General features: G+C 65.1%; 24 protein-coding genes and 1 pseudogene. 23 read left to right on the top strand and 2 right to left on the bottom strand.

Translation table 11 applies throughout. The features are described 5' to 3' along the window. Window positions 1–12 precede the first annotated feature (12 nt). Both EKK97_RS12375 and EKK97_RS12370 read right to left on the bottom strand, forming a co-directional pair. Window positions 13–735: a YjbF family lipoprotein gene (locus tag EKK97_RS12375; RefSeq protein WP_159552251.1), complete on the bottom strand. Its 723-nt coding sequence runs from the start codon at window positions 733–735 to the stop codon at window positions 13–15. 32 nt (window positions 736–767) lie between these two features. After that, window positions 768–1,112 (bottom strand): hypothetical protein, encoded by a 345-nt coding sequence (locus EKK97_RS12370; RefSeq protein ID WP_159552249.1) that lies wholly within the window; start codon window positions 1,110–1,112, stop codon window positions 768–770. An 807-nt stretch (window positions 1,113–1,919) separates the two neighbouring features. Here EKK97_RS12370 and EKK97_RS12365 point away from each other — a divergent pair. The 23 genes and pseudogenes from EKK97_RS12365 (at window position 1,920) to EKK97_RS12275 (ending at window position 22,238) form a co-directional block, all read left to right on the top strand. Next, window positions 1,920–3,038, top strand: a complete 1,119-nt coding sequence (locus EKK97_RS12365; RefSeq protein WP_201296867.1) for a polysaccharide export protein — start codon at window positions 1,920–1,922, stop codon at window positions 3,036–3,038. 9 nt (window positions 3,039–3,047) lie between these two features. Then, window positions 3,048–3,506, top strand: coding sequence for a low molecular weight protein-tyrosine-phosphatase (locus EKK97_RS12360; protein WP_159552245.1), 459 nt, complete (start codon window positions 3,048–3,050; stop codon window positions 3,504–3,506). Between the two features lie 37 nt (window positions 3,507–3,543). Then, the gene (locus EKK97_RS12355) at window positions 3,544–5,742 is read left to right on the top strand and encodes a polysaccharide biosynthesis tyrosine autokinase (protein ID WP_159552243.1); all 2,199 of its coding nucleotides are present in this window, start codon (window positions 3,544–3,546) and stop codon (window positions 5,740–5,742) included. A gap of 132 nt (window positions 5,743–5,874) precedes the next feature. Continuing rightward, complete coding sequence (locus EKK97_RS12350) at window positions 5,875–7,191, top strand: nucleotide sugar dehydrogenase (RefSeq protein WP_159552241.1); 1,317 nt, start codon at window positions 5,875–5,877, stop codon at window positions 7,189–7,191. A 29-nt stretch (window positions 7,192–7,220) separates the two neighbouring features. Further along, window positions 7,221–8,171, top strand: a complete 951-nt coding sequence (locus EKK97_RS12345; RefSeq protein WP_159552239.1) for a Gfo/Idh/MocA family protein — start codon at window positions 7,221–7,223, stop codon at window positions 8,169–8,171. Between the two features lie 8 nt (window positions 8,172–8,179). Continuing rightward, window positions 8,180–8,772 (top strand): annotated as a pseudogene (locus EKK97_RS12340) (acyltransferase); the annotation flags it as partial. A 54-nt stretch (window positions 8,773–8,826) separates the two neighbouring features. Continuing rightward, on the top strand, window positions 8,827–9,912 hold the full coding sequence (locus tag EKK97_RS12335; RefSeq protein ID WP_159555783.1) for a DegT/DnrJ/EryC1/StrS family aminotransferase: 1,086 nt from the start codon (window positions 8,827–8,829) through the stop codon (window positions 9,910–9,912). 26 nt (window positions 9,913–9,938) lie between these two features. Then, on the top strand, window positions 9,939–11,384 hold the full coding sequence (locus tag EKK97_RS12330) for an oligosaccharide flippase family protein (RefSeq protein WP_159552237.1): 1,446 nt from the start codon (window positions 9,939–9,941) through the stop codon (window positions 11,382–11,384). Continuing rightward, the gene (locus EKK97_RS12325) at window positions 11,381–13,012 is read left to right on the top strand and encodes an asparagine synthase-related protein (protein ID WP_159552235.1); all 1,632 of its coding nucleotides are present in this window, start codon (window positions 11,381–11,383) and stop codon (window positions 13,010–13,012) included. The genes EKK97_RS12330 and EKK97_RS12325 overlap by 4 nt, the downstream gene beginning before the upstream one ends. Then, window positions 13,009–13,671: a GNAT family N-acetyltransferase gene (locus EKK97_RS12320; protein ID WP_159552233.1), complete on the top strand. Its 663-nt coding sequence runs from the start codon at window positions 13,009–13,011 to the stop codon at window positions 13,669–13,671. Before EKK97_RS12325 ends, EKK97_RS12320 begins: the two co-directional genes overlap by 4 nt. Window positions 13,672–13,696: 25 nt before the next feature. Continuing rightward, on the top strand, window positions 13,697–14,593 hold the full coding sequence (locus tag EKK97_RS12315) for a GNAT family N-acetyltransferase (protein ID WP_201296866.1): 897 nt from the start codon (window positions 13,697–13,699) through the stop codon (window positions 14,591–14,593). 5 nt (window positions 14,594–14,598) lie between these two features. Beyond that, window positions 14,599–15,171 (top strand): hypothetical protein, encoded by a 573-nt coding sequence (locus EKK97_RS23810; protein ID WP_201296865.1) that lies wholly within the window; start codon window positions 14,599–14,601, stop codon window positions 15,169–15,171. Then, the gene (locus tag EKK97_RS23805) at window positions 15,063–15,410 is read left to right on the top strand and encodes a DUF7033 domain-containing protein (protein ID WP_422672543.1); all 348 of its coding nucleotides are present in this window, start codon (window positions 15,063–15,065) and stop codon (window positions 15,408–15,410) included. Before EKK97_RS23810 ends, EKK97_RS23805 begins: the two co-directional genes overlap by 109 nt. A 99-nt stretch (window positions 15,411–15,509) precedes the next feature. Next, window positions 15,510–16,043 carry a polysaccharide deacetylase family protein gene (locus tag EKK97_RS23800; RefSeq protein WP_201296863.1) on the top strand — a complete coding sequence of 178 codons (534 nt, stop codon included), beginning with the start codon at window positions 15,510–15,512 and terminating at the stop codon, window positions 16,041–16,043. Between the two features lie 19 nt (window positions 16,044–16,062). After that, window positions 16,063–16,752: a hypothetical protein gene (locus EKK97_RS12305; RefSeq protein ID WP_159552231.1), complete on the top strand. Its 690-nt coding sequence runs from the start codon at window positions 16,063–16,065 to the stop codon at window positions 16,750–16,752. A gap of 14 nt (window positions 16,753–16,766) precedes the next feature. Further along, window positions 16,767–17,405 carry a hypothetical protein gene (locus EKK97_RS12300; protein WP_159552229.1) on the top strand — a complete coding sequence of 213 codons (639 nt, stop codon included), beginning with the start codon at window positions 16,767–16,769 and terminating at the stop codon, window positions 17,403–17,405. After that, window positions 17,365–18,483 carry a glycosyltransferase family 4 protein gene (locus tag EKK97_RS12295; RefSeq protein WP_159552227.1) on the top strand — a complete coding sequence of 373 codons (1,119 nt, stop codon included), beginning with the start codon at window positions 17,365–17,367 and terminating at the stop codon, window positions 18,481–18,483. The genes EKK97_RS12300 and EKK97_RS12295 overlap by 41 nt, the downstream gene beginning before the upstream one ends. 11 nt (window positions 18,484–18,494) lie before the next feature. Continuing rightward, on the top strand, window positions 18,495–18,746 hold the full coding sequence (locus EKK97_RS23795; protein ID WP_201296862.1) for a hypothetical protein: 252 nt from the start codon (window positions 18,495–18,497) through the stop codon (window positions 18,744–18,746). Then, on the top strand, window positions 18,743–19,168 hold the full coding sequence (locus tag EKK97_RS23790) for a glycosyltransferase (protein WP_201296861.1): 426 nt from the start codon (window positions 18,743–18,745) through the stop codon (window positions 19,166–19,168). Before EKK97_RS23795 ends, EKK97_RS23790 begins: the two co-directional genes overlap by 4 nt. Beyond that, window positions 19,153–19,743 carry a glycosyltransferase gene (locus EKK97_RS23785; protein ID WP_201296860.1) on the top strand — a complete coding sequence of 197 codons (591 nt, stop codon included), beginning with the start codon at window positions 19,153–19,155 and terminating at the stop codon, window positions 19,741–19,743. Before EKK97_RS23790 ends, EKK97_RS23785 begins: the two co-directional genes overlap by 16 nt. Further along, window positions 19,740–20,339, top strand: a complete 600-nt coding sequence (locus tag EKK97_RS12285; RefSeq protein WP_159552225.1) for a sugar transferase — start codon at window positions 19,740–19,742, stop codon at window positions 20,337–20,339. The genes EKK97_RS23785 and EKK97_RS12285 overlap by 4 nt, the downstream gene beginning before the upstream one ends. Next, window positions 20,332–21,057 (top strand): acetyltransferase, encoded by a 726-nt coding sequence (locus EKK97_RS12280; protein WP_159552223.1) that lies wholly within the window; start codon window positions 20,332–20,334, stop codon window positions 21,055–21,057. Before EKK97_RS12285 ends, EKK97_RS12280 begins: the two co-directional genes overlap by 8 nt. Then, window positions 21,057–22,238, top strand: a complete 1,182-nt coding sequence (locus EKK97_RS12275; RefSeq protein WP_159552221.1) for a DegT/DnrJ/EryC1/StrS family aminotransferase — start codon at window positions 21,057–21,059, stop codon at window positions 22,236–22,238. Before EKK97_RS12280 ends, EKK97_RS12275 begins: the two co-directional genes overlap by 1 nt. The last annotated feature ends 6 nt before the right edge of the window (window positions 22,239–22,244 follow it).

The following is a 22,244-nucleotide window of genomic DNA, read 5'->3' as shown; positions in this document are numbered from 1 at the left end:
TCGTTCTCTTTGTCACGACGATGACGCGCTGTTGGGCTCGGCGTCTTGCCCAACGTCGCGTCCGGTGTCCTCGGCATCGCTCCACCAGGGTCTCGCCACCTGCCAACGCAGGCGTGGACCGTCCGGCCAGAGCGCCATGTCACCCCCCCAGATCCGCAGGCTGACCGGATCGCGCCAGTACACCCCGCGGGTATGCGTATTGCGGCTCGCCCAGTCGAGCCGTTCCGTACAACGTTCCAGTGCCAGGTGAATCAAGGGCAGCTCGACGGGCCGGGCCGGTTCGCAGGTGCGTTCCGCCGTCGCCACGTCCTGCCACTCCTGCCCGCTGGCATCTCTCCAATGGACATGGACCCGGTAGCGATTCGAACCGGTGTCGCCCGAGTACTGCCGTCCCAGCAGAATCTCCTCGAAGCCGGCCGTGCTGGCGGGCAAGCCGTCGCGTAGATGTAGAGTGGCGCGATCCCCGGCTTGCCAATAGGTATCGCGGCCATGCTCTCCGCTGCGATGTGCCATGATCAGCAGTGCCTGGTTGCCCTGGCTGCGGGCCACCAGCGATGCATAGGGCAGGGCTTCTGCCTGGGCTGACGGATCCTCGCCATGCCTGTCGCCAAACAGCGTGGCTCCCATCGGTGTCAGCTGCCCACCCTGTGCGCAGGCCGTAAGGCCCACGATCATTCCCCCCAGTAACAGCCAGCGCCAAAGCAGGACCGCCTTGCGGCGGTCCTGGATCGGCACACCAACATCTCTGTACCGTCTGTCACGACTCATCAGCGCGTCCCGGTACCGGTTCCGGTGCCAGTACCCGTGCCGGTGCCGGTGGCACCGATCGCTACGCCGATGCCAACGGCTCCCCGGCTAACGGCGCCGGCCAGAGCCTGGCCGGAATTGCCCGGGGCCTCGACGCCGGCACCAATGCCGGTGGCGAGGCCGCCGCTTGCCACCGCAGCTGGTGCGGGAGTGTTGGCTGAATTGCCCGGGGCGCCCGGTGTTCCCTGGGGCAACGTGGCTTGCTGAGCCAGGGCCAGTGGCGCCAGGCCCAGCAGGGTCACGCCTGCCAGGGTGACCACGCGTCGTCGCAGCTTCGCGGGACCGAGTCTCATGGTTTCAAGCATATCGATATGGCTCCTTCTGTTGCGCCGGCAATCACCGGCGGGGCGAGTGGCCGAATGGTGCGTTCCCTATGTCGACTTGGAATCACGATCCGGCCTGCCTGCCTGTGGCAGGCAATTCAGATAGGCCAGAATAGAATTACCCCCGCGACACTTTAAAGTCATGGGGGTATCTGGAATGCTGAATTGATACCCCAATTGAAGATTGCTGGAAAGAAACTTATCTTATTTTAGCTTTTCCTTTTGTATAGTATGGTAAAAAAATGTGTAAAGCCTGGTCAGGGGTAGTGATAAGCAAAAAAAAAGATTATTCTAGCCTCATCAACTTGGTTCCTTGCATGGAAGTGAGGGCCCCGTCTTATCAATCTCCTTGAGTTTCCATCGTGCCACGGCTTGTGCCGATGGTTGAATTATGCCTTGTGGATCAAGGTATTGCGATTGGCTTCGGGGATTGTCGTTTAACCTCGTGGCGGTAGCGTGCCCGCGCCGGTCTCATGAAGAAGGGTGTTTTGTCAGGATATTAAGAATACTTTGGTTTTGGTTCTTGAAATTCAAGGTGTCTAAGTAGGGCGACAGTTTAAGCTAGCTGATGTCGCCGAACGACAACGCTAGTGTCTGAAAAGAGTGTCATGGTAAGAAATGTGTAGGAGATAGGTGTTAGTTGTTTGTTTCTTTCTGTGTCACTGGTTGGCGACATTGAGTGAATAATAAGAGAGACATGTAATGGTGTCTTAAAGAGACAGGCAGGGTAAAGGTTAATAATGACCAGCGAGTGAAGAGTCGATGAATCACTACTTTCTGCGACCCCGGATGGGTCGTGTGCTTTTCGTGTTCGGGCTGTTTGCCCTGGGTGGATGCGCCTTTGCTCCCGGCGGGCATATCGATTATCGCGCCGATTCCGCCCCGATCGACGATCTGGTCGATATTGAACCCATTACCTTCGGGCTGGTGCGCAGCCAGCGCCAGGAGGTCGAGGCAGCCCGGACGCCGGAGGAGTTCGGCAAGGTCAGCGAGGCGCTGCGCGAGGGCATCAGCGGCTATGACTACCACATCGGCAAGGGCGATGTGCTCACGGTCATCGTCTATGGCCATCCGGAGCTGACGATTCCCGCCGGCGGCGAGCGCAGTGCCGCGGAATCGGGCAATACCGTGCACAGCGACGGCACCATCTTCTATCCCTTCATCGGCCGCATTCCGGTGGAGGGGCGTACGGTGCGCGAAGTGCGCGACATCATCGCCCGCGGGCTGGAGCCCTACGTGGCCATGCCTCAGGTCGAAGTCCAGGTTGCCCAGTACAACTCGCAGAAAGTGAACGTCACCGGCGCGGTGCAGGATCCCGGCCCGCTGGCGATTCGCAACGTGCCTATAAGCGTGCTCGATGCGATCAACCTGTCCGGCGGCTTGGCGGAGCACGCCAACTGGCACGATGTACTGCTGACGCGGGACGGTGAGGAAATTCGCGTCTCCCTGCACGAGATGCTCAATCGCGGGCGCCTCGATCAGAACCTGCTGCTGCGCGACGGCGATGTCCTGCATGTTCCCGACAACAGCGACCAGAAGGTCTACGTCATGGGCGAGGTGCGCGAGCCGAAAAGCCTGCCCATGGGGGCAAGCCGGCTCACGCTGACCGATGCGCTCTCCGAGGCCGGCGGTATGAACGAGGGCAACGCCAATGCCTCGGGCATCTTCGTCATCCGCCGGGCTCCTGCGGACAGTGACAAGCTCGCCACGGTCTACCAGCTCGATGCGCGCAATGCGACCGCCCTGATGCTGGGGGCTGAGTTCACCTTGCAGCCCACCGACGTGGTGTATGTCACCACGACGCCGCTGGGACGCTGGAACCGGGTGGTGCGCCAGCTTCTGCCTACGGTCAGCAGCATCTATCAGACCACCCGAACCGGGCGTGAACTGGAACGTATCGGCGAGTAGGGGGAGGCAATGTTTCAGGAGGTTCTGGTGGTGTGCACCGGCAATATCTGTCGCAGTCCGGTCGGGGAGGCGTTGCTCAAGCGGGCGCTACCCGGTCATCGCATCGCCTCGGCGGGCCTGGGGGCTCTGGTGGGGCACAGTGCGGAGCCCACTGCCGCGCGACTGGCGGAGGCCGATGGGCTCGACCTTTCCGATCACCGGGCGCGCCAGATCGACGCCGGAATGATCAGGGATGCCGACCTGATTCTGGTCATGAGCGAGGGGCAGCGTCTCGCCCTTGCCGAGCGTTTTCCCTTCGCCACCGGCAAGACCATGTGCTTCGGGCGCTGGCTGCCGAGTGAGACGGGCAAGGGGGTAGACATCCCCGACCCCTATCGCAGGAACGAAGAGGTCTTTGTGCGCGTGCATCGACAGCTCACCGAAGCGGCACGGCTGTGGCAGTCACGCCTCGGTAGCCCTCGAGGCTGACGCGAACGATCCACCTTTTCACGCCAGGACTCTATCAATGGTGAAAGAGACAAAGACGGGCTCGCGCCCAGGTTACGACGACATCGATCTGGGCAGGCTGTTCGGCGTCCTGCTGGACAACAAATGGCTGATCATGCTGGTGACGGCGATCTTCGCTCTGGCTGCCGTGATACATGTGCAGCTGGCCACGCCGATCTTTCGCGCCGATGCGCTGGTCCAGGTGGAAGGCAAGACCGGACTGAGCAATCCGCTCGCCGAAGTTCGCTCGATCCTGGGCGAGGAACCCAAGGCCGATGCCGAGCTGGAAATCCTGCGCTCGCGAATGGTGCTGGGGCAGGCGGTCGACCAGGAGCGCCTCGATATCGACGTGATACCGACCCGCTTCCCCGTGGTTGGCGGCTACTTGGTGCGACGGGGTATGGAGCGGCCCGAGTTCGCGCGCCGCAGTGTATGGGCCGGCGAATATCTCAACGTCGGCGAGCTGCGCGTCGATCACGAGTGGTTGGGGCGTGCGCTGCGCCTGGTGGCCGGCATCGACGACGGCTATCGGCTCTATCACGGCGAAGAGCTGCTCGGTGAGGGGCGCGTCGGCACCACCGAGAGCTTCGACGAGGGACGCATCGAGCTGCGCGTGGCGGAGCTGGAAGCCGGCGAGGGCGCCGAGTTCACCGTGGTGAGGCGCACTCGCCTGGCTGCCATCAACCAGCTCCGTTCACGCTTCAGTGTCGCGCAACGCGGTCGTGATAGCGGCGTGTTCAACATGACCCTGCTCGATGAGGATCCCCGTCGCGCCCAGCGCACCCTGAGCGTCATCGGACAGATCTACCTGACCCAGAATGTCGAGCGCCAGAGCGCCGAGGCGGAGCAGAGTCTCGAATTCCTCGAGGCACAGGTGCCCCAGGTGCGCACCGAGCTGGCCGCCGCCGAGGATGCGCTGAATGCGTTCCGCATGCAGCACGAGAGTGTCGACCTCAATATCGAGACTCGCTCGGTGCTGGACCGCGTGGTGGAACTCGACGCCCGTCTCAGCGAGCTGGAGATGGAGCAGGCCGAACTGAGCCGGCGCTACAACGCCTCGCACCCGCTCTATGCCGCGATGATGGAGAAGCGCAACAACCTGGAGCGCGATCGTGAGCGGCTCAACGAGCGGATCCACGACCTGCCCGAAACCCAGCAGCAGATCCTGCGCATGTCGCGTGACGTGGAAGTGACCCAGCAGGTCTACGTGCAGCTGCTCAACAAGATCCAGGAGATGAGCATCACCAAGGCCAGCACCGTGGGCAACGTGCGCATCCTCGACGATGCCGTTGCCCAGCCGGGGCCGGTGGAACCGCGCAAGCCGGTAACGGTGGCCATGCTGACCCTGGTCGGTGCCTTCCTGGCGGTGGCATTCGTCATCGTGCGTAGCATTCTCAACCGCGGCGTGGAGAGCGCGGAGCAGATCGAGGATCTCGGCCTGCCGGTCTATGCCACCGTGCCGCTCTCCGACGACCAGCAGAAGCTGGTGCGGCGGGTCAAGCGCCATAATCGACGCCGCGGCCGTGCGGTGGCCAATGGGGTCTTGGCCCAGAACGCTCCCGGCGACACGGCGGTCGAGGCCTTGCGTGGCCTGCGTACCTCGCTGCATTTCGCCATGCTCGAGGCGAGCGACAACCGGCTGATGATCACCGGGCCGAGCCCGAACATCGGCAAGAGCTTCATCTGCATCAACCTCGGGGCGGTAATCGCCCAGAGCGGTCAGCGTGTACTGATTCTGGACGCCGACATGCGCAAGGGCCACGTGCACACCGCCTTCAATGCCGACAGCAAGGGCGGCCTGTCCGAGGTGCTCTCCAACAAGGCCGAACTCGACCAGGTCATTCGTCAGTCGCCCATCAATGGGCTGAGCTACGTGGCGCGGGGTAAGGCGCCACCCAATCCGGCCGAGCTGCTCATGAGCGAGCGTTTCTCCCGGTTGCTCGATGCACTCAGCGAGCGCTTCGACCTGGTCATCGTCGATACGCCGCCAATCCTTGCCGTGACCGATGCCGCCGTCATCGGCCATCACTGCGGTACCACGCTGATGGTGGCCCGCTTCGGGCTCAACCCGCCGCGCGAAGTCGATGTGGCCATCCGTCGGCTCGAGAGCAGCGGTGTCAAGGTCAAGGGCGGCATTCTCAACGCCATCGAGCGCAAGGCCGCCACCAGTTATGGCTACGGCTATTACCACTATGCCTACAAGACCACCGAGACCTGAGCGCGATGTGCGCAGCAGGGTCCTGACCGTGCCTGCCTGAGCAGGCCGTTCCCTGACGCGAAGCCGCGGGCCGCAATGTGCTGTCGCCGGGCCCAGCGTCGATCACTACCACTCGAAAACCATGGAAGCGTCATGACCACTATCAAAGATCGTCTGATTGGCCGGCTCGAGCGCAAGGAAGCCGTGATCGGGATCGTCGGGCTTGGCTATGTGGGTCTGCCACTGATGCTGCGCTATAGCGAGATCGGCTACCGCGTGCTGGGCATCGATATCGATGCGGGCAAGGTGGAGAAGCTCAATGCCGGGCGCAGCTACATCGAGCATATACCCGCTGAACGAGTCGCCGGGGCCAGGGATGCCGGCTTCGAGGCGACTACCGACTTCTCCCGTGTCAGCGAAGTCGATGCGGTGATCCTGTGCGTACCGACACCGCTCAACAAGTACCGCGAGCCCGACATCAGCTTCGTCATCGGCACCGTTGATGCACTGAAGGCGCACCTGCGCGAGGGACAAGTGGTGTCGCTGGAGAGTACCACCTACCCCGGCACCACCGAGGAGGAACTGCTGCCACGCATCGAGGAGGGCGGACTCAAGGTCGGCGACGGTCTGTTCCTGGTCTATTCGCCGGAGCGCGAGGACCCGGGCAATCCCGACTTCGAGACCCGCACCATTCCCAAGGTGGTCGGCGGCCATACCCAGTCTTGTCGTGAAGTGGGCGTGGCACTCTATCGGCCGGCCATTGACCAGGTGGTACCGCTCAGCTCGACCCGGGCGGCCGAGATGACCAAGCTGCTCGAGAACATTCATCGCGCGGTGAACATCGGCCTGGTCAACGAGATGAAGATCGTCGCCGACCGCATGGGCATCGACATCTTCGAGGTGGTCGATGCCGCCGCCACCAAGCCGTTCGGTTTCACTCCCTACTATCCGGGGCCGGGACTGGGCGGGCATTGCATCCCCATCGATCCCTTCTACCTGACCTGGAAGGCGCGCGAATACGGCCTGCATACGCGCTTCATCGAGCTTTCCGGCGAGATCAACCAGGCCATGCCCGACTACGTGGTCAGCAAGCTGATCGAGGGGCTCAATCAACGCGGCAAGGCGCTGAAAGGCAGCCGCGTGCTGATCCTCGGCATCGCCTACAAGAAGAACGTCGACGACATGCGTGAGTCGCCGTCGGTATTCATCATGGAGCGCATCCGCGACCGCGGCGCCGAGGTGGCCTACAGCGATCCCCACGTACCGGCGTTCCCGCCCATGCGCGAGCATCACTTCGACCTGGAGAGCGTGCCGTTGTCACCCGAAACCCTGGCCGAATACGACGCCGTGGTGCTTGCCACCGATCATGATCGCTTCGACTACGACATGATTCGCGCCCATGCCCAGCTGATCGTCGATACGCGCGGCATCTACCGCGGCGTGAGCGACGAGCGAGTGATCAAGGCCTGATCTTCATGTCCAACGCACAGGTAAACGCCATGAAATACTTCGCACTGATCGGTGCCGCCGGCTACATCGCTCCACGCCACATGAAGGCGATCAAGGAGACCGGCAACCACCTGGCCATGGCCTACGACATCAACGACTCGGTGGGCATCATCGATTCGATCTCGCCGGAGAGTGAGTTCTACACGGAATTCGAACGTTTCCTCGAGAGCGCCTGGCAGCGCAAGCGCGATCCCTACACGGCGCTCGACTACGTCTCGGTGTGTTCGCCCAACCACCTGCATCACGCCCACATCGCCTCCGGTCTGCGCCTGGGCTGCAACGTGATCTGCGAGAAACCGCTGGTGCCCACGCCGGCCCTGCTCGATGAGCTCGGCAAGGTCGAACAGGAAGCCGGGCGTCGCGTGTTCAATATCCTGCAACTGCGTCACCACCCGGCCATCGTCGAACTCAAGGAACGCGTGGCCGGCACACCGCGTGACGACAAGTACGACGTCGAGCTCACCTACATCACCTCGCGCGGCAAGTGGTACCACGAGAGTTGGAAGGGCGATCCGCGCAAGTCCTTCGGCGTGGCGACCAACATCGGCGTGCATTTCTTCGACATGCTGCACTTCGTGTTCGGCAACCTGGAGCGCAACGTCGTCCACTACCTCGACGAACACCGTGCGGCGGGTTACCTCGAGTATGAGAAGGCGCGGGTGCGCTGGTTCCTGTCGATCGACAGCAACGACCTGCCGAGCAGCGTGCAGGGGCAGCAGACCACCTATCGTTCGATCCTGTGCGAGGGCCGCGAGATCGAGTTCTCGGGCGGCTTCACCGACCTGCATACCGTGTCCTATCAGGAGATCCTCGCCGGACGCGGCTTCGGTCTCGAAGATGCCCGCCACTGCATCGAGACGGTCGATACGATTCGCAATGCGGCCCTGGAAATACCCGCCCGTAACGAGGCGCATCCCTGCCTCAAGCGGCACCTGATGTGAGGCTCGCCATGGATAGCCAAGCGCTCGAAAACCGTTACCCCGGCGTCCAGATCCATCCCAGCGCCATTGTCGACCCCGGCGCCGAGATCGGCGAATCGTCCCGCGTGTGGCACTTCGTGCACGTTTGCGGCGGGGCTCGGATCGGTCGCGGCGTTTCGCTGGGGCAGAACGTCTTCGTCGGCAACCGGGTGGTGATCGGCGATCACTGCAAGGTGCAGAACAACGTCTCGGTGTACGACAACGTCACCCTCGAGGCGGGTGTCTTTTGCGGCCCGAGCATGGTCTTCACCAACGTCTACAACCCGCGTTCACTGGTCGAACGCAAGGACGAGTACCGCGACACCCTGGTGCGCGAGGGAGCGACCCTCGGCGCCAACTGCACCATCGTGTGCGGGGTGACCGTGGGCCGCCATGCCTTCATCGGCGCCGGTGCGGTGATCAACCGGGACGTGCCCGATTTTGCGCTGATGCTGGGGTGCCCGCCCGCCAGCAGGGCTGGATGAGCCGTCATGGTGAGCGTCTCGAGCTGCCATTGGAGGGCGAGGGCGAAGTGACCTGCCCGCACACCGGCGATTGCTATCGGCTCGAAGGGAAGAGGCTCCGCTGCATCCCGGCGCAGGAAGGGGGCGCCGCCACTGACAAGGACACCCGTCGCATGGAGTTCATCGATCTTAAGGCCCAGCAGGTGCGTATTCGCGATCGCATCAATGCCGGCATTCGCAACGTGCTCGATCACGGCAAGTACATCCTCGGCCCCGAGGTGGACGAACTCGAGGCGCGCCTGGCCGACTATGTCGGCGTGCGCCACTGCATCACCTGTGCCAACGGCACCGATGCGCTGCAGATCGCGCAGATGGCGCTGGGTATCGCCCCCGGTGACGAGGTGATCACCCCGGGCTTCACCTACATCGCCACCGCCGAGACCGTGGCACTGTTGGGTGCGCGCCCGGTCTACGTCGACGTTGACCCGCGCACCTACCTGCTCGACCCGGAGAAGCTGGAAGCCGCGATCACGCCGCGCACCCGCGCGATCATTCCGGTTTCGCTCTATGGCCAGTGCGCCGACATGGACGCCATCAACGAGATTGCCGGACGTCATGGCATCCCGGTGATCGAGGACGGAGCCCAGAGCTTTGGCGCCACCTATCGCGGGCGGCGCTCGTGCAGTCTGTCGAGCATCGCCACCACCTCGTTCTTTCCCAGCAAGCCGCTGGGCTGCTACGGCGATGGCGGGGCGCTGTTTACCGATGACGACGAGCTGGCCAAGGTGCTGCGCCAGATTGCCCGGCACGGTCAGGGGCGGCGCTATTACCACGTCAGGATCGGCGTCAACAGCCGCCTGGATACGCTGCAGGCCGCCATCCTGCTGCCCAAGCTAGACATCCTCGACGAGGAGCTCAAGCTGCGCGAGCAGGTGGCCGAGCGCTATGGCCGGCTGCTGCGCGCCCATGGCTTCGACTCGCCTCATGTGGCGCCCTACAACACCAGCGCCTATGCCCAGTACACGGTGGAAGTCGACGACCGTGAGGTGGTGATCGCGCGCCTGGCCGAGGCCGGCATCCCGACCGCCGTGCATTACCCGATTCCGCTCAACCAGCAGCCGGCGGTGGCCGATCCGGCCGTGGACCTGCCGGTTGGCAATGCGGCCTCGCGCCGGGTGATCAGCCTGCCGATGCACCCTTATCTCAGCGCCGAGGATCAGGAGCGCATCGTTACGGCACTCGGAGAAGCGGTGGCCTGAGGCCACCTGTCAAGGAGAGACATCACGTGCTGAATCGGCTCGTCATACCGGCCAGGCGTCTGCTGCCGACCCATGCCTTCGCTCGCGGGGTGAGCGTGCTTGTGGGCGGCACGGCGGGTGCGCAGCTGCTGACCATCGCGGCGGCACCGCTGTTGACCCGGCTCTACGCCCCGGAGGATTTCGGCCTGCTGGCGGTCTACGGGGGCCTGCTGGCCTTGTTCACCGTGGTGGCCAGCGGTCGTTACCAGCTGGCGATTCCGCTGCCCGAAACCGATCGCGAGGCTGCCGAGGTATTGGCGCTCAGCCTGGTGGTGGTGGCGCTCACCACTCTGGCGGCGCTATTGCTGGTGGTAGTGGGAGGAAGGGCATTGGCCGAGGCGCTTGGCGTACCGGCCTTGGCCGCCTGGCTGTGGCTGCTGCCCTTGGGCGTGGCCTTGGCCGGCGGTTATCAGGCGGTCAGCCACTGGGCGGTACGCACGCGCGCCTTCTCCCAGATCGCGACGACACGCATCAAGCAGTCCCTGGCGCTGCTGGCGATCCAGCTCGCCGCCAGCCCCCTAGGCGGAGGCGGCCTGTTGCTCGGGCATGCCGCGGGTCAGGGAGCCGGTACGCTAACCCTGGCGCGCCCGGCGCTGCGTGCCGTCGCCGATCAGCGCGTCAGCCTGGCCGGTGTCTGGGCGGCGGCGCTGCGCTATCGCAAGTTCCCGTTGTTTTCCACCTGGTCGGGCTTGTTCAACACCCTTGGCAAGCAGCTCCCGCCGCTGCTCTTCGCCGCCCTGTTCAGCCCGGTGGCGGCGGGGCTCTACGCGCTGGCGCATCGCGTGCTGGCGATGCCGATGTCGTTGATCGGCGAGGCCGTCGGCAAGGTGTTTTTCGCCAGTGCCGCCGAGTCGCAACGGCGCGGCGCACTGGGCGCACTGGTGGCCAAGGTGCACGCCATGCTGGCGCACATCGCCATGCCGGTAGCCGTGGTGCTGGCGCTCATCGGCCCGGAACTGTTCGCCATGGTCTTCGGCGAGCGCTGGCGTGAGGCCGGCGAGTTCGCGCGCTGGATGGCGCCGTGGCTCTACTTGGTGTTCATCACCTCGCCGTTGAGTCATCTGTTCTCGGTGCTGGAGCGCCAGGGCCAGGGGTTGGCCTTCCAGACGCTGCTGCTCGGCGTGCGTGTGGTGGCGATCGCGATCGGCGCGGCGCTCGATGATCTGCTGCTGACGGTGGCGCTGTTCTCCCTGGGCAGTGCTGCCTGCTGGGTCGGTTTCCTCGCCTGGATTGCCCACCTGACCGGCAACCGTTTGTCCGTCCTGGCGATGGCCACTCTCTCTGCGCTGGCCTGGAGCCTGGTGCTGCTGGTGCCGCTGATGGTGGCTGGATGGTTCGCACCCGCGTGGCTGCCGTGGAGCGTCGCACTGCCGCTCAGCGGCGTGCTGGTGGGAGTGCGTTATCTCCTCCTGTTTCGAAAGGCCTATTCATGAGTTCGATACATTGTCACTTTTCTTCCCCGCGCTGGCAGGAGTGCACGCTGTCGGGCGATGACGGCCACGTATGCGGCAGTGCCTGGCTGAACGGGCATCGCCTTTCCGCCAGCGGTGCCCTCAAGCAGCTGGAGCTGGCCGAAGGCATCGAGGCGTGGCGCAAGCGCATGGGCGATCTCAATGGGTTCTACGCCCTGGTGCGGCGCAGGGGCAACGACATGGTGGCGGCCGTGGATCGCGTGCGCTCTATCCCACTGTACTACGGCGTGCATGCTGGCGACGTGTACCTGAGCGATGATGCCGACTGGGTGCGCCAGCAAGTCGACGAAACGCAGATTCACGACGAAGCGCGGGCCGATTTCGAGCTGGCCGGGTACGTGACCGGCCAGGACACGCTGTTTCGCCGGGTCAAGCAACTGCGTGCCGGCGAGGCCCTGATCGTCAGCGATTCCGACCTGGGGCTGACGCTCTCCGTGGAGCGATATTTCAGCTTCCAGTACTACGGCATGTCCGATCGTGACGACGACCGGCGCCTGATCCGGCTCGAAGAGGTGGTCGAGGAGGCCTGTCAGCAGTTGGTCAGGATGGCCAACGGTCGACAGATCGTGGTGCCCCTCAGCGGTGGCTACGATTCGCGCCTGATCGCCACGCTGCTGGCACGCTGCGGTTATCCCCGAGTGCTGACCTATGCCTACGGCCATCGTGACAATCAGGAGGCGAAGGTGAGTCGCGAGGTGGCCCAGAGCCTTGGGCTGCCGTGGACCTTCGTCGAGTACAGCCAGGAGGCGTGGAGCCAGGTCGCCGACAGTGAGGAGTACTGGCGCTACCAGCAGTGGGCTTCGGGCTGGAGCGGCATCGTCAACATGCAGGACTGGCTGGCGGTCAAGCTGTTGACGGAGCAGGGCAAGGTCGAACCGGGTTCGCTGTTCGTGCCGGGCCACTGCTGCGTGACCGGTTTCCTGCTTTCGAGCGTGTTCGAGGCCAAGCGGGCGGGGCGCCTGATGGAGGCGGGCGAGCTGACCGAGGCGCTGCGCCAGCGGCACTTCATCTTGAACGAGAGCGCCGAGGGCGAGGCACTCTTCCGCGAACGGGTATTGCCGCGCCTGGCGCAAGACTACCCGCTGGACGAAGCCTTGGACCCCGATGAGTTCATTCGTCAGTTCGTGCTGTTCGGCTGGCAGGAGCGCCAGGCCAAGTTCATCGTCAACTCGGTGCGCTGCTTCGAATTCTTCGGCCATGACTGGTGGATGCCGCTCTACGACCGCGACTTCATGGCGTTCTGGCAATCGGTGCCGCGCCACTGGCTCGAGCGCCGCTCCGGCTACGTCACCTTCGTCGAGAAGCTGTTTGCCGAGGTCAGCGGCCACAGCGCGCCGCTGGGCAACGCCGCACAGCAGTCGCGCCGAAGCCTGCGCGCACGCCTGACTCGCCTGGCCGCTTTCCGTCGCGGCCCGGGGGCGCACGTCAAACGCCTGGCGAAGCGACTGCTGCCAGGCCTGGCCCAGGGCAACACCCTGGCTTCCACGGGACGCTTTCCTCCCGAAGCCCTCGAACGCCTGCGCTCCCAGGGCTATTCGCACAATGGAGTCGCGGCACAGCTCTTCCTCGAGAGGTTCAGTCGATCATGAACGTCAACGCACCGAAGCGATATCTCCGGCTCGCTTTCGAAGCGGCCGCGCTGATCGCCCGCAACCTGCGGCGAATCCGCGGGTTTTCCGCCGTGCCGCTGCGCTGCCACGACGGCTACCGGCTCTGTGCCATGGGGCGCAGCCATTTGCCGGGGGCGCTGGCGCTGTATACCGACCTGCACGATGGCCAGCCGCTGGATCTGCCGCGACGCTGGCTGTACCGCCTGGCAGGGGACCGCCTCGGCGTGGTTGCCCTGGATATCGAAGGCCATGTGGTGGGGGCGGCGTTCTATGGCTTCAGCCGTCGCGACCTGCGCGAAGGCCGGGTTCATTCCAACTTCAGCGGCGTGCATCCGGCGCATCGGGGCAGGGGGCTGGCAACCGAGCTGCGGCGCACCGCCATCCTGCATTTTCGTGCCAACGGCGTACGCGGCTACTCCGCGCGCATCTCGGCCGACAACGTCGCTTCACTCAAGCCGAGCCTGCGGCTCGGTTTTCGCATCGCCGAGCGCTACCACGACCCGGACAGCGGCGAGCAGCGTTACTACCTGGTTTGCGACTTCGACGACGACTACCACGATGGGGCGGCCCATGAGCCCGGGGCGGACCCCGAACCGCAGCCCCCCACACCGGAGACGGAAAGGAAAGCCGTACCATGAACAACGATCCCTTGTTCCATGCCGGATGGATCCGCTTCAACGAGCAGCGCTGGGGCTCACGGCCGAACCGCTGATCCTCGAGCCCGACAAGGGCGATGGCTGGCGGCTCGAGACCGTGCTCTATCGCAACCGGCACGGTCGCCTGGTGACGCCGCCACGCAATCCTCATCTGCCCATCGACTTCCAGTGCACCAGCGAGCGGCCTGCATCGCGCAACCGACGCAAGCGCCTGGCGCTGACCCGGTTGGCCGAATACCTGCAGCAGTGCGAGTTCGGCGGCAGTCTCAGCCTATCTTCGGTGGCGGACGACGTGCGGCCCTTCGAATGGGCCAACATGGCGGCGCGCCCGCGCTACACCTATCACCTCGACATCGCCACGCGTGAAGCGGCCATCGACCCCAATGCGCGCAAGAAAGCACGCAAGTGTCGCCGGCTGGGCTATCGCTGCGAGATCACCGAGGACTATGCCGCCGTGGCCGACTGCCTGGCGGGGCCGGAAGCCCGCAAGGGATTCGACTACCGCCTCGACGCCGGGGAGCTCGCGCGCCTGGCCGAGCTGATGGGGCCCGAGCACTTCGTCTGCTTCCTGGCGCGCAACGGCGAAGGGGAAGCGATGGGAACCCGTGTCTGTCTGTTCGTGCCGGGCGGCCATGCCCTGGCCTGGTCGGCGGGCATGAAGACCGAAGCCATGAAAGATGGTGTCAACAATCTGGTAGCCGAGGAGGCGCTGGATTTCTTCGACCGTCAGGGATGCACCGTCTTCGACTTCATTGGCGCCAACATCGCGCCGGTGGCGGAGATGAAGGAGGCATGGGGCGGGCGGCTGGTATGCCACTACGCCATCAGCCAACGCGGTATCCGCCAGTTGGCTCGCGAGGCATACGTCACGGCCCGTACATTGATGAAGAGGGAATCCAAGTGAATGACATGACTGCATTGCATGATCGGAATTCCCGGGTACGGCTGAACGCCGCACCGAAGACACCCCAAATACCGGGTAGCCAACCCAGCGTCTCGGCAGCGGCCGCGGCGACGGGCGAACCGGTACTCGTCTGGCTGGAGCAGATCCTGCTGGAGCGCTTCGGACTGCCGCTGCGCCTGGAACGCGACGGCCCCGAACGACTCTATCTGCGGCATGCCGAAGCTCCGGGGTATCTGCTGTTCGACGCCTGCAACCGGGCTTCTACCTGGCGGCGTGGATCTACCACACGCTCAGTGGGACGCAGCGGCCGAGGGCTTCAGCGCACCGCTGGACATGCCGCTGCCGGCACCGGGTGCTGCCAGCCTGCCCGGCCGCTGGTGGAGCCGATGCCGGATGGACTGGCGATCCATTATGACATCCTGGGCCTGACCTACTGGATGCTGTCGCGCCAGGAAGAGGTCGATGCCAGGTGCTCGACCGCCACAGTCGTTTCCCCGCCAGCGCCTCCCATGCCGGTCGCCACGGCTATCTGGAGCGGCCGGTGGTCGATGAGTGGCTGGCGGTACTGGGCCAGGTGATTCGCTGCCAGTGGCCCCAGGTGAATCTGCGCCAGCACGCTTTCGCCCTGCGTCCGAGTCATGACGTCGATCGCCCCAGTCGCTACGGCTTTGCCCGCGACATCAAGCTGGCCCGGGTCATGCTGGGCGACACCCTGCGCCATGGCCGCCCCAGGCGCTGCTGGTCGGTCCTTGGATTCGCCTGTGTACCCGTCGCCGGCTGCACCCGCTCGATCCGCTCAATACCTTCGATTGGTTGATGAACGTATCGGAGCGCACGGCTTGACCAGTGCGTTCTACTTCATCTGTGGCGTACCGATCCGCGCAAGGACGCCGACTACGAGCCGGAGCATCCGGCCATGCGCGACCTCATGCGGCGTATCCATGCGCGGGGCCACGAGATCGGCCTGCATCCCAGCTACCACACTTTCCGCAATCCCAAGGAGTTGGCCAACGAGGCCGGACGCCTGCGCCGGGTGTGTGCCGAGGAGGGGATCGAGCAGGCTCAGTGGGGCGGGCGCATGCACTACCTGCGCTGGCAGATGCCGCTGACCCTGCAGGGCTACGTGCAGGCCGGCCTCGATTACGACACCACGCTGGGCTATGCCGAAGCCCCCGGCTTCCGTTGTGGCACTTGCTTCGAGTACCCGGCATTCGATCCGGTCAAGGGAGAGCCGCTGGCGCTGCGTATCCGGCCTTTGATCGCCATGGAGGCTTCGGTGATTTCGTCGCTCTACCTGGGGCTTGGCACGGGTGAGGAAGCCTTCGAGTGCTTCAGTCGGCTCAAGGGGCGCTGCCGTGCCGTGGGCGGAACCTTCAGCCTGTTGTGGCACAACTCCGAACTGACCACCTCGGCCCAGCGCGATCTCTACGAACGCGTACTGGCCGATTGAGCGATCCAGGGGTATCGGCATGATCCTGTCCGGTGATGCTCTGACGGCGCGCGCTTCCGCCATCGGCTTCTTCGTGCTCTTTCCGGGCTTCATCCTGTATCACACGCTGGTGGCGATGGGGATGATCCCGGCGCTGCTGGGGGGCCTGTTCGGCGTGGTGTCGGTGATGATGTTCGTCGTCTACTGCGCGCTGTTGCCGTCCCAGCTCTACTCATTGCTCAGCACGACGCGCGGTTATGCGCTGCTGGCGTTCGCGCTGTTTGCCTATGTCCTGCTGTGGGCCGTGGCCAACTACGTCCTGCTCGGCGGTGGCGTCATGCGCGCGGCACTGATCCAGACCATCGAGACGCTGGTGCTGTGGCTGGTGCTGTTCGTGATGGGGTATCGCGTACCGCTCGCATCGCCGCGGTTGATTCGCGCTTTCTGGATCGCCTTCGTGCTGATCGCCGCCTATCTGCTGTTCCACGTCGCGACCACCGGCCAGTGGATGTTCTTCGCCCGGCGGATGATCGAGGCCGAGGGTGGCGAGAACGTTTCCACTTATCAGGGGTATGCCCGCAGTGCCCTGGTACTGCTGGTATTCCTGATCGCGGTCAGCGAGCGCGCGGTGGTGCGCGCCGCGCTGATCGTGCTCGGCGCCTTCGTCATGTTCGTGCTGGGAGCGCGTTCGGAGCTGTACGCCTTCTCGCGCTCTCGACGTTGCTGCTGACGCTGTGGGCGGGCATGAGCGTCAAGTACATGCTTACGCTGCTGGCCGTGGTCGCGGCCCTTATCGCGCTGGTGGTCAGCCAGTTCGAAGCGCTGGCCGGTAGCCGCCAACTGCAGATCCTCGACCTGTCGGGAACCAGTTCGTGGCTGGCGCGCCAGAATCTCGGCCAGCGTGCCGTCGAGCAGATCCTGGAGAACCCGCTGCTGGGGCGCTTCGGCGGTCACATCAGTTCGGCGGAAGTGACCGGCGGCTATGCCCACAGCATGCTCTCCGCCTGGGTCAACTACGGGCTGCTGGGCTTCGTGCTCTATCTGGGATTGACGGTCAGCGCTTTCTTCGGCGCCGCCTACCGCATGCTCGTCGTCGGCGACCGTGCCGCCGGGTGGGTGTTCGCTTTTTCCATCAACTTCGTCTGCCTGCTGTTGATCGTGCTGGCCAAGCCGGTGTTCTGGCCACTGCCGGCACTGGGGTGGGGCGCCTATGCCAATGCCCTGGCCACGGCGCGCTGGGCACCAGGCAGCGATACCGCACGGCAGGACGGCGCGACCGGCGCCCACCATGACGAATCGGGGCAGCATGACGCTGCAAGGGACTCACAAGGACGCAACGATAATGAAAGTGGCACACCTGACCTCCGCCCATCCGCGCTATGACACTCGCATTTTTCACAAGCAGTGCCGTTCGCTGGCCGCCGACGGCCACTCGGTGACGCTGGTCGTCGCCGATGGCGAGGGCGACGAGACACGGGATGGCGTGGCCATCGCCGATGTCGGACGCCTGCCCGGGCGGGTCAACCGCATCGTGAAGACCACGCGGCGTGTCTTCGAGCGGGCCAAGGGGCTCGAGGCCGATCTCTATCATCTCCACGACCCTGAGCTGATGCCCGTGGGGCGGCGGCTCAAGCGCCTGGGCAAGTGCGTGGTGTATGACGCTCACGAAGACCTCCCACGCCAGATGCTGGCCAAGCACTATCTCGGCAAGGTCACGCGTCAGGTGCTTTCACGCGGGGTCGAAGCATACCAACGCCGGGTTTGCCGCCACTTCGATGCCGTGGTGGCGGCCACCCCCTACATTCGTGATCGCTTCGGCGAGTTTCATCCGCGGGTCGTGGACGTCAACAACTTCCCCATGCTGGGCGAACTCGACGGTGCGCCCGATGCGCGCCTGACCGCCGGCGTGGGGGAGGTGCCGATGGTGTGCTACGTGGGCGGCATCGCCGAGGTTCGCGGCATACGCGAGATAGTGCGCGCCATGGAGCGGGTCGAGCAGGATTGCCGGCTGCAGCTTGCCGGCGATTTCAAGACCCTCGCCCTGGAGCAGGAGGTCATGACCTATGCCGGCTGGTCCCGGGTCGAGGCGCATGGCTATCTCGACCGTGACGGCGTACGCCGGGTGATGGCCAGTTCGATTGCCGGGCTGGTCACGCTGCATCCGATCATCAACTACCTCGATGCCTTGCCGGTGAAGATGTTCGAGTACATGAGCGCCGGGCTGCCGGTGATCGCCTCCGACTTTCCGCTGTGGCGCGAGATCGTCGAGGGCAGCGATTGCGGGATCTGCGTCGATCCCCTCGACCCGGAAGCCATCGCCGAAGCCATCGACTTCATCGTGACCCGACCCGAGCGCGCCCGCGAGATGGGCAGGAACGGCCAGCGGGCCGTGGCCGAGCGTTACAACTGGCAGCAGGAGGAACGCAAGCTGCTGGACCTTTATCGCGCCCTTTCCCGCTGACTGAGGATGGCATGAGACACGTCTGGATCCTGAACCACTATGCCAAACACCCCGACGCGGCCGGCGGCGCCCGTCACTACCAGCTCGCCAAGCATCTGCCGGCGCATGGCTGGCATGCCACCCTGATCGCCTCGAGCGTCGATCACCCCAGCGGCGAGCAGCGCCTGGAGCGTGGCGAGCCGTGGCGACTGGAGAACTGCGGTGAAGCGCGTTTCTTGTGGCTGCGTACTTCGAGCTATCGCGGCAACGGCGGGGGCGCATGAAGAACATGCTGGAGTACACCTGGCAGGCGGTGCGCCCGTCGCGCCTGGCCGGGCTGGAGCGTCCCGATCTGATCGTCGGCTCGAGCGTGCATCCCTTTGCCGCGCTGGCCGGTTGGTGGCTGGCGCGCCGGCATCGCGTGCCGTTCGTGTTCGAGGTGCGCGACCTGTGGCCGCAGACCCTGATCGACATGGGCCGCCTTCGGGAGGGCGCGGCAATGACCCGCGCGCTGCGCTGGCTCGAGACCTTCCTGTATCGCCGTGCGCGGCGTGTGCTGACCCTGTTGCCGCGGGCGGTGGACTACATCACTCCGCTGGGTGTGCCGGAGGAGCGGGTGGTGTGGCTGTCCAACGGGGTCGATCTCGCCGAGTTTCCCGATGCCAGCCCGCCGGCACCGCGCCCCCCGAGATGCCGCTGTCGCTGATGTACTTCGGCAGCCACGGCGAGGCCAACGGCCTCGGCGACCTGCTGGAGGCCATGGCGATCGTCAAGCAGGGCAGGCGCAAGGGCGAGGTGCCGGTACAGCTGCGCCTGATCGGCGATGGACCGGCCAAGCAGGAGTTGATGAGCCAGGCCAATCGGCTCGGGCTCGACGGGCGCTGGGTGCGCTTCGAGCCGCCGGTACCCAAGCGCGACATACCGGCGCTGGCGCGCGAGGCCGATGCCTTCGTCATTACCGTACGCGACCTGCCCAAGCTCTACCGCTTCGGCATCAGCATGAACAAGCTGTTCGACTACATGGCCGCCGCGCGTCCCGTGATCATCGCCTCGGCGGCGGTCAACGACCCCGTTGCCGAAGCCGGGGCCGGCATCACGGTTCCCCCCGAAGACCCCCAGACCCTGGCCGAGGCGATCGAACGGCTGATCGCGCTGCCGCACGAGGAGCGGGCGCGCATGGGCCGGGCCGGGCGGGCCCATATGGAAGCCGTCTACGACTACCGGATTCTGGCCGAGCGCCTGGCCGGGATCATGAACGACGTCATGGATGAGAGGCAATGAAGCGACTGTTCGATATCGTCCTGTCCCTGGTGGCCTTGGTGCTGCTCTCCCCGGTACTGCTCATGGTGGCTCTGCTGGTACGGCTGAGGCTCGGCTCGCCGGTGCTGTTCCGCCAGACCCGTCCGGGATTGCACGGGCGTCCGTTCGAGATGGTCAAGTTTCGCACCATGCGCGATGCCGTCGACCGTGACGGCAATCCGCTGCCCGACGCGGCGCGCCTCACGCCGCTGGGACAGCGGTTGCGCGCGGCCAGCCTCGATGAGTTGCCGGAGTTGTGGAACGTGCTCCGGGGCGACATGAGCCTGGTCGGGCCGCGTCCGCTGCTGATGGAGTACCTGCCGCTCTACACGCCGCGCCAGGCGCGACGCCACGAAGTGCGCCCGGGCGTGACCGGCTGGGCGCAGGTCAACGGGCGCAACGCGCTCTCCTGGGAACAGAAGTTCGAGCTCGACGTGTGGTACGTCGACAACCGCTCGTTGTGGCTCGACCTGCGCATCCTGCTGCTGACCGTGAAGAAGGTGTTGGTTCGTGAAGGCATCGCCCACGACGGCGATGTCGCCATGCCGCGGTTCCGTGGAGGTCATCGTCATGAGTAATCGCCGTCGTCTCGCCATTCTCGGCGCCAGCGGCCACGGCAAGGTGGTGGCGGACATTGCCATCCATGCCGGCTGGCAGGACCTGGTCTTCTATGACGATGCCTGGCCGCAGAAGACCCGGCTCGAACACTGGCAGGTGCAGGGCACGCTACCCATGCTGCTGCGCGACCTGCCCAGCTTCGATGGCGTGGTGGTGGCGATTGGTCACAACGGCATACGCGAAGCCAAGCTCGAGGCCTTGCTGGCGCAGGGTGCCAGGATCGTGTCGCTGGTCCATCCGCGTGCCACGGTAAGTCCCATGGCGCGTCTCGGGCCGGGCAGCGTGGTCATGGCCGGGGCGGTGGTCAACGCCTTCGCCGAGCTTGGCATGGGCGCCATCGTCAACTCCGCCGCCACGGTGGACCACGACTGCCGGCTGGGTGCCTGTGTACACGTGGCGCCAGGCGCCAACGTGGCCGGCGACGTGGAAATCGGACGTACCAGTTGGATCGGCGCCGGTGCCGTGGTGCGCCAGGGCGTGGCCATCGGCGAGGGCGTGATGGTGGGTGCCGGTGCGGCTGTGGTGTCCGACATCGACGGTTACCTGGTGGTGGGCGGCGTACCGGCCCGACCGTTGCCGTCATCGGCGAAGGACGATGACGGCGACGACGACACCACGCCTCCCGACACCTCGAACGTACTTCGCTTCGACCTGCTTTCACCGCAAGGAAGATCGTAATGCTCAATGGATCCTTTTCCCCCTGGCCTGCCTATACCCGTGAAGAAGCCGATGCGGTGGCCCGCGTCCTGCTTTCCAACCGGGTCAACTACTGGACTGGCGACGAATGCCGGGAATTCGAGCGCGAGTTCCGTCGTTTCGCCGACAGCGAATACGCCATTGCCGTGGCCAACGGCACCGTTGCCCTCGACCTTGCCCTGCACGGGCTCGGTGTCGGCCAGGACCCCAGCGATGAGGTGATTGTCACCTCGCGCACTTTCCTGGCCTCTGTTTCAAGCATCGTCATGGCAGGCGCCCGGCCGGTGTTCGCCGACGTCGACCGTGACTCGCAGAACATCACCGCGGCGAGCGTGGCCGAGAAGATCACACCGCGTACCCGGGCGATCGTTGCCGTTCACTTGGCCGGCTGGCCGTGTGAGATGGATGCGCTCATGAAGCTGGCCGAGCGCCACGGGCTGTATGTGATTGAGGACTGCGCCCAGGCCCACGGGGCCCGCTACCACGGACGCAGCGTGGGCAGCATCGGGCACGTGGGATGCTGGTCGTTCTGCCAGGACAAGATCATGACCACCGGCGGTGAGGGCGGCATGGTGACCACCAGCGATGGCGAGCTGTGGCGGCGTATGTGGGCCTTCAAGGATCACGGCAAGAGCTGGGAGGCGGTCTATGAGCGCGATCACCCGCCCGGTTTTCGCTGGTTGCACGAAAGCTTCGGCACCAACTGGCGGCTTACCGAGATGCAGGCTGCCATCGGGCGTATTCAACTGGCTCGCATGCCGCAGTGGAAGGTCGCGCGCCAGCGCCATGCCTCGCGCATCTGGCAGGCCGCGGCCGGTTCCCCGGGACTGCGCGTTCCCCGGGTGCCGACCCACTGCGACCATGCGGCCTACAAGTGTTACGTCTTCGTCGAACCCGAGCGGCTGGCGCCGGGTTGGGATCGTGACCGTGTCATGGACGAGATCAACGCCGCCGGAGTGCCTTGCTTCTCGGGTTCGTGCTCGGAGGTGTATCGCGAGAAGGCGTTCGACGGCACCGGCTGGCGTCCCAAGGCGCCGCTACCCGTGGCCCGCGAACTGGGCGAGACCAGCTTGATGTTCCTGTGTCATCCGACGCTGACCGAGGACGAGGTCGCGCGGACCTGTGCGGTGATCGAAGAGGTCATGGCGCGGGCCTGCGCCTGACGCCCC

Source organism: Billgrantia tianxiuensis (genome assembly GCF_009834345.1).
Taxonomy (GTDB): domain Bacteria; phylum Pseudomonadota; class Gammaproteobacteria; order Pseudomonadales; family Halomonadaceae; genus Halomonas; species Halomonas tianxiuensis.
The sequence above is the reverse complement of the archived record's forward strand: the minus strand, read 5'-3'. Positions and strand labels throughout refer to the sequence as shown.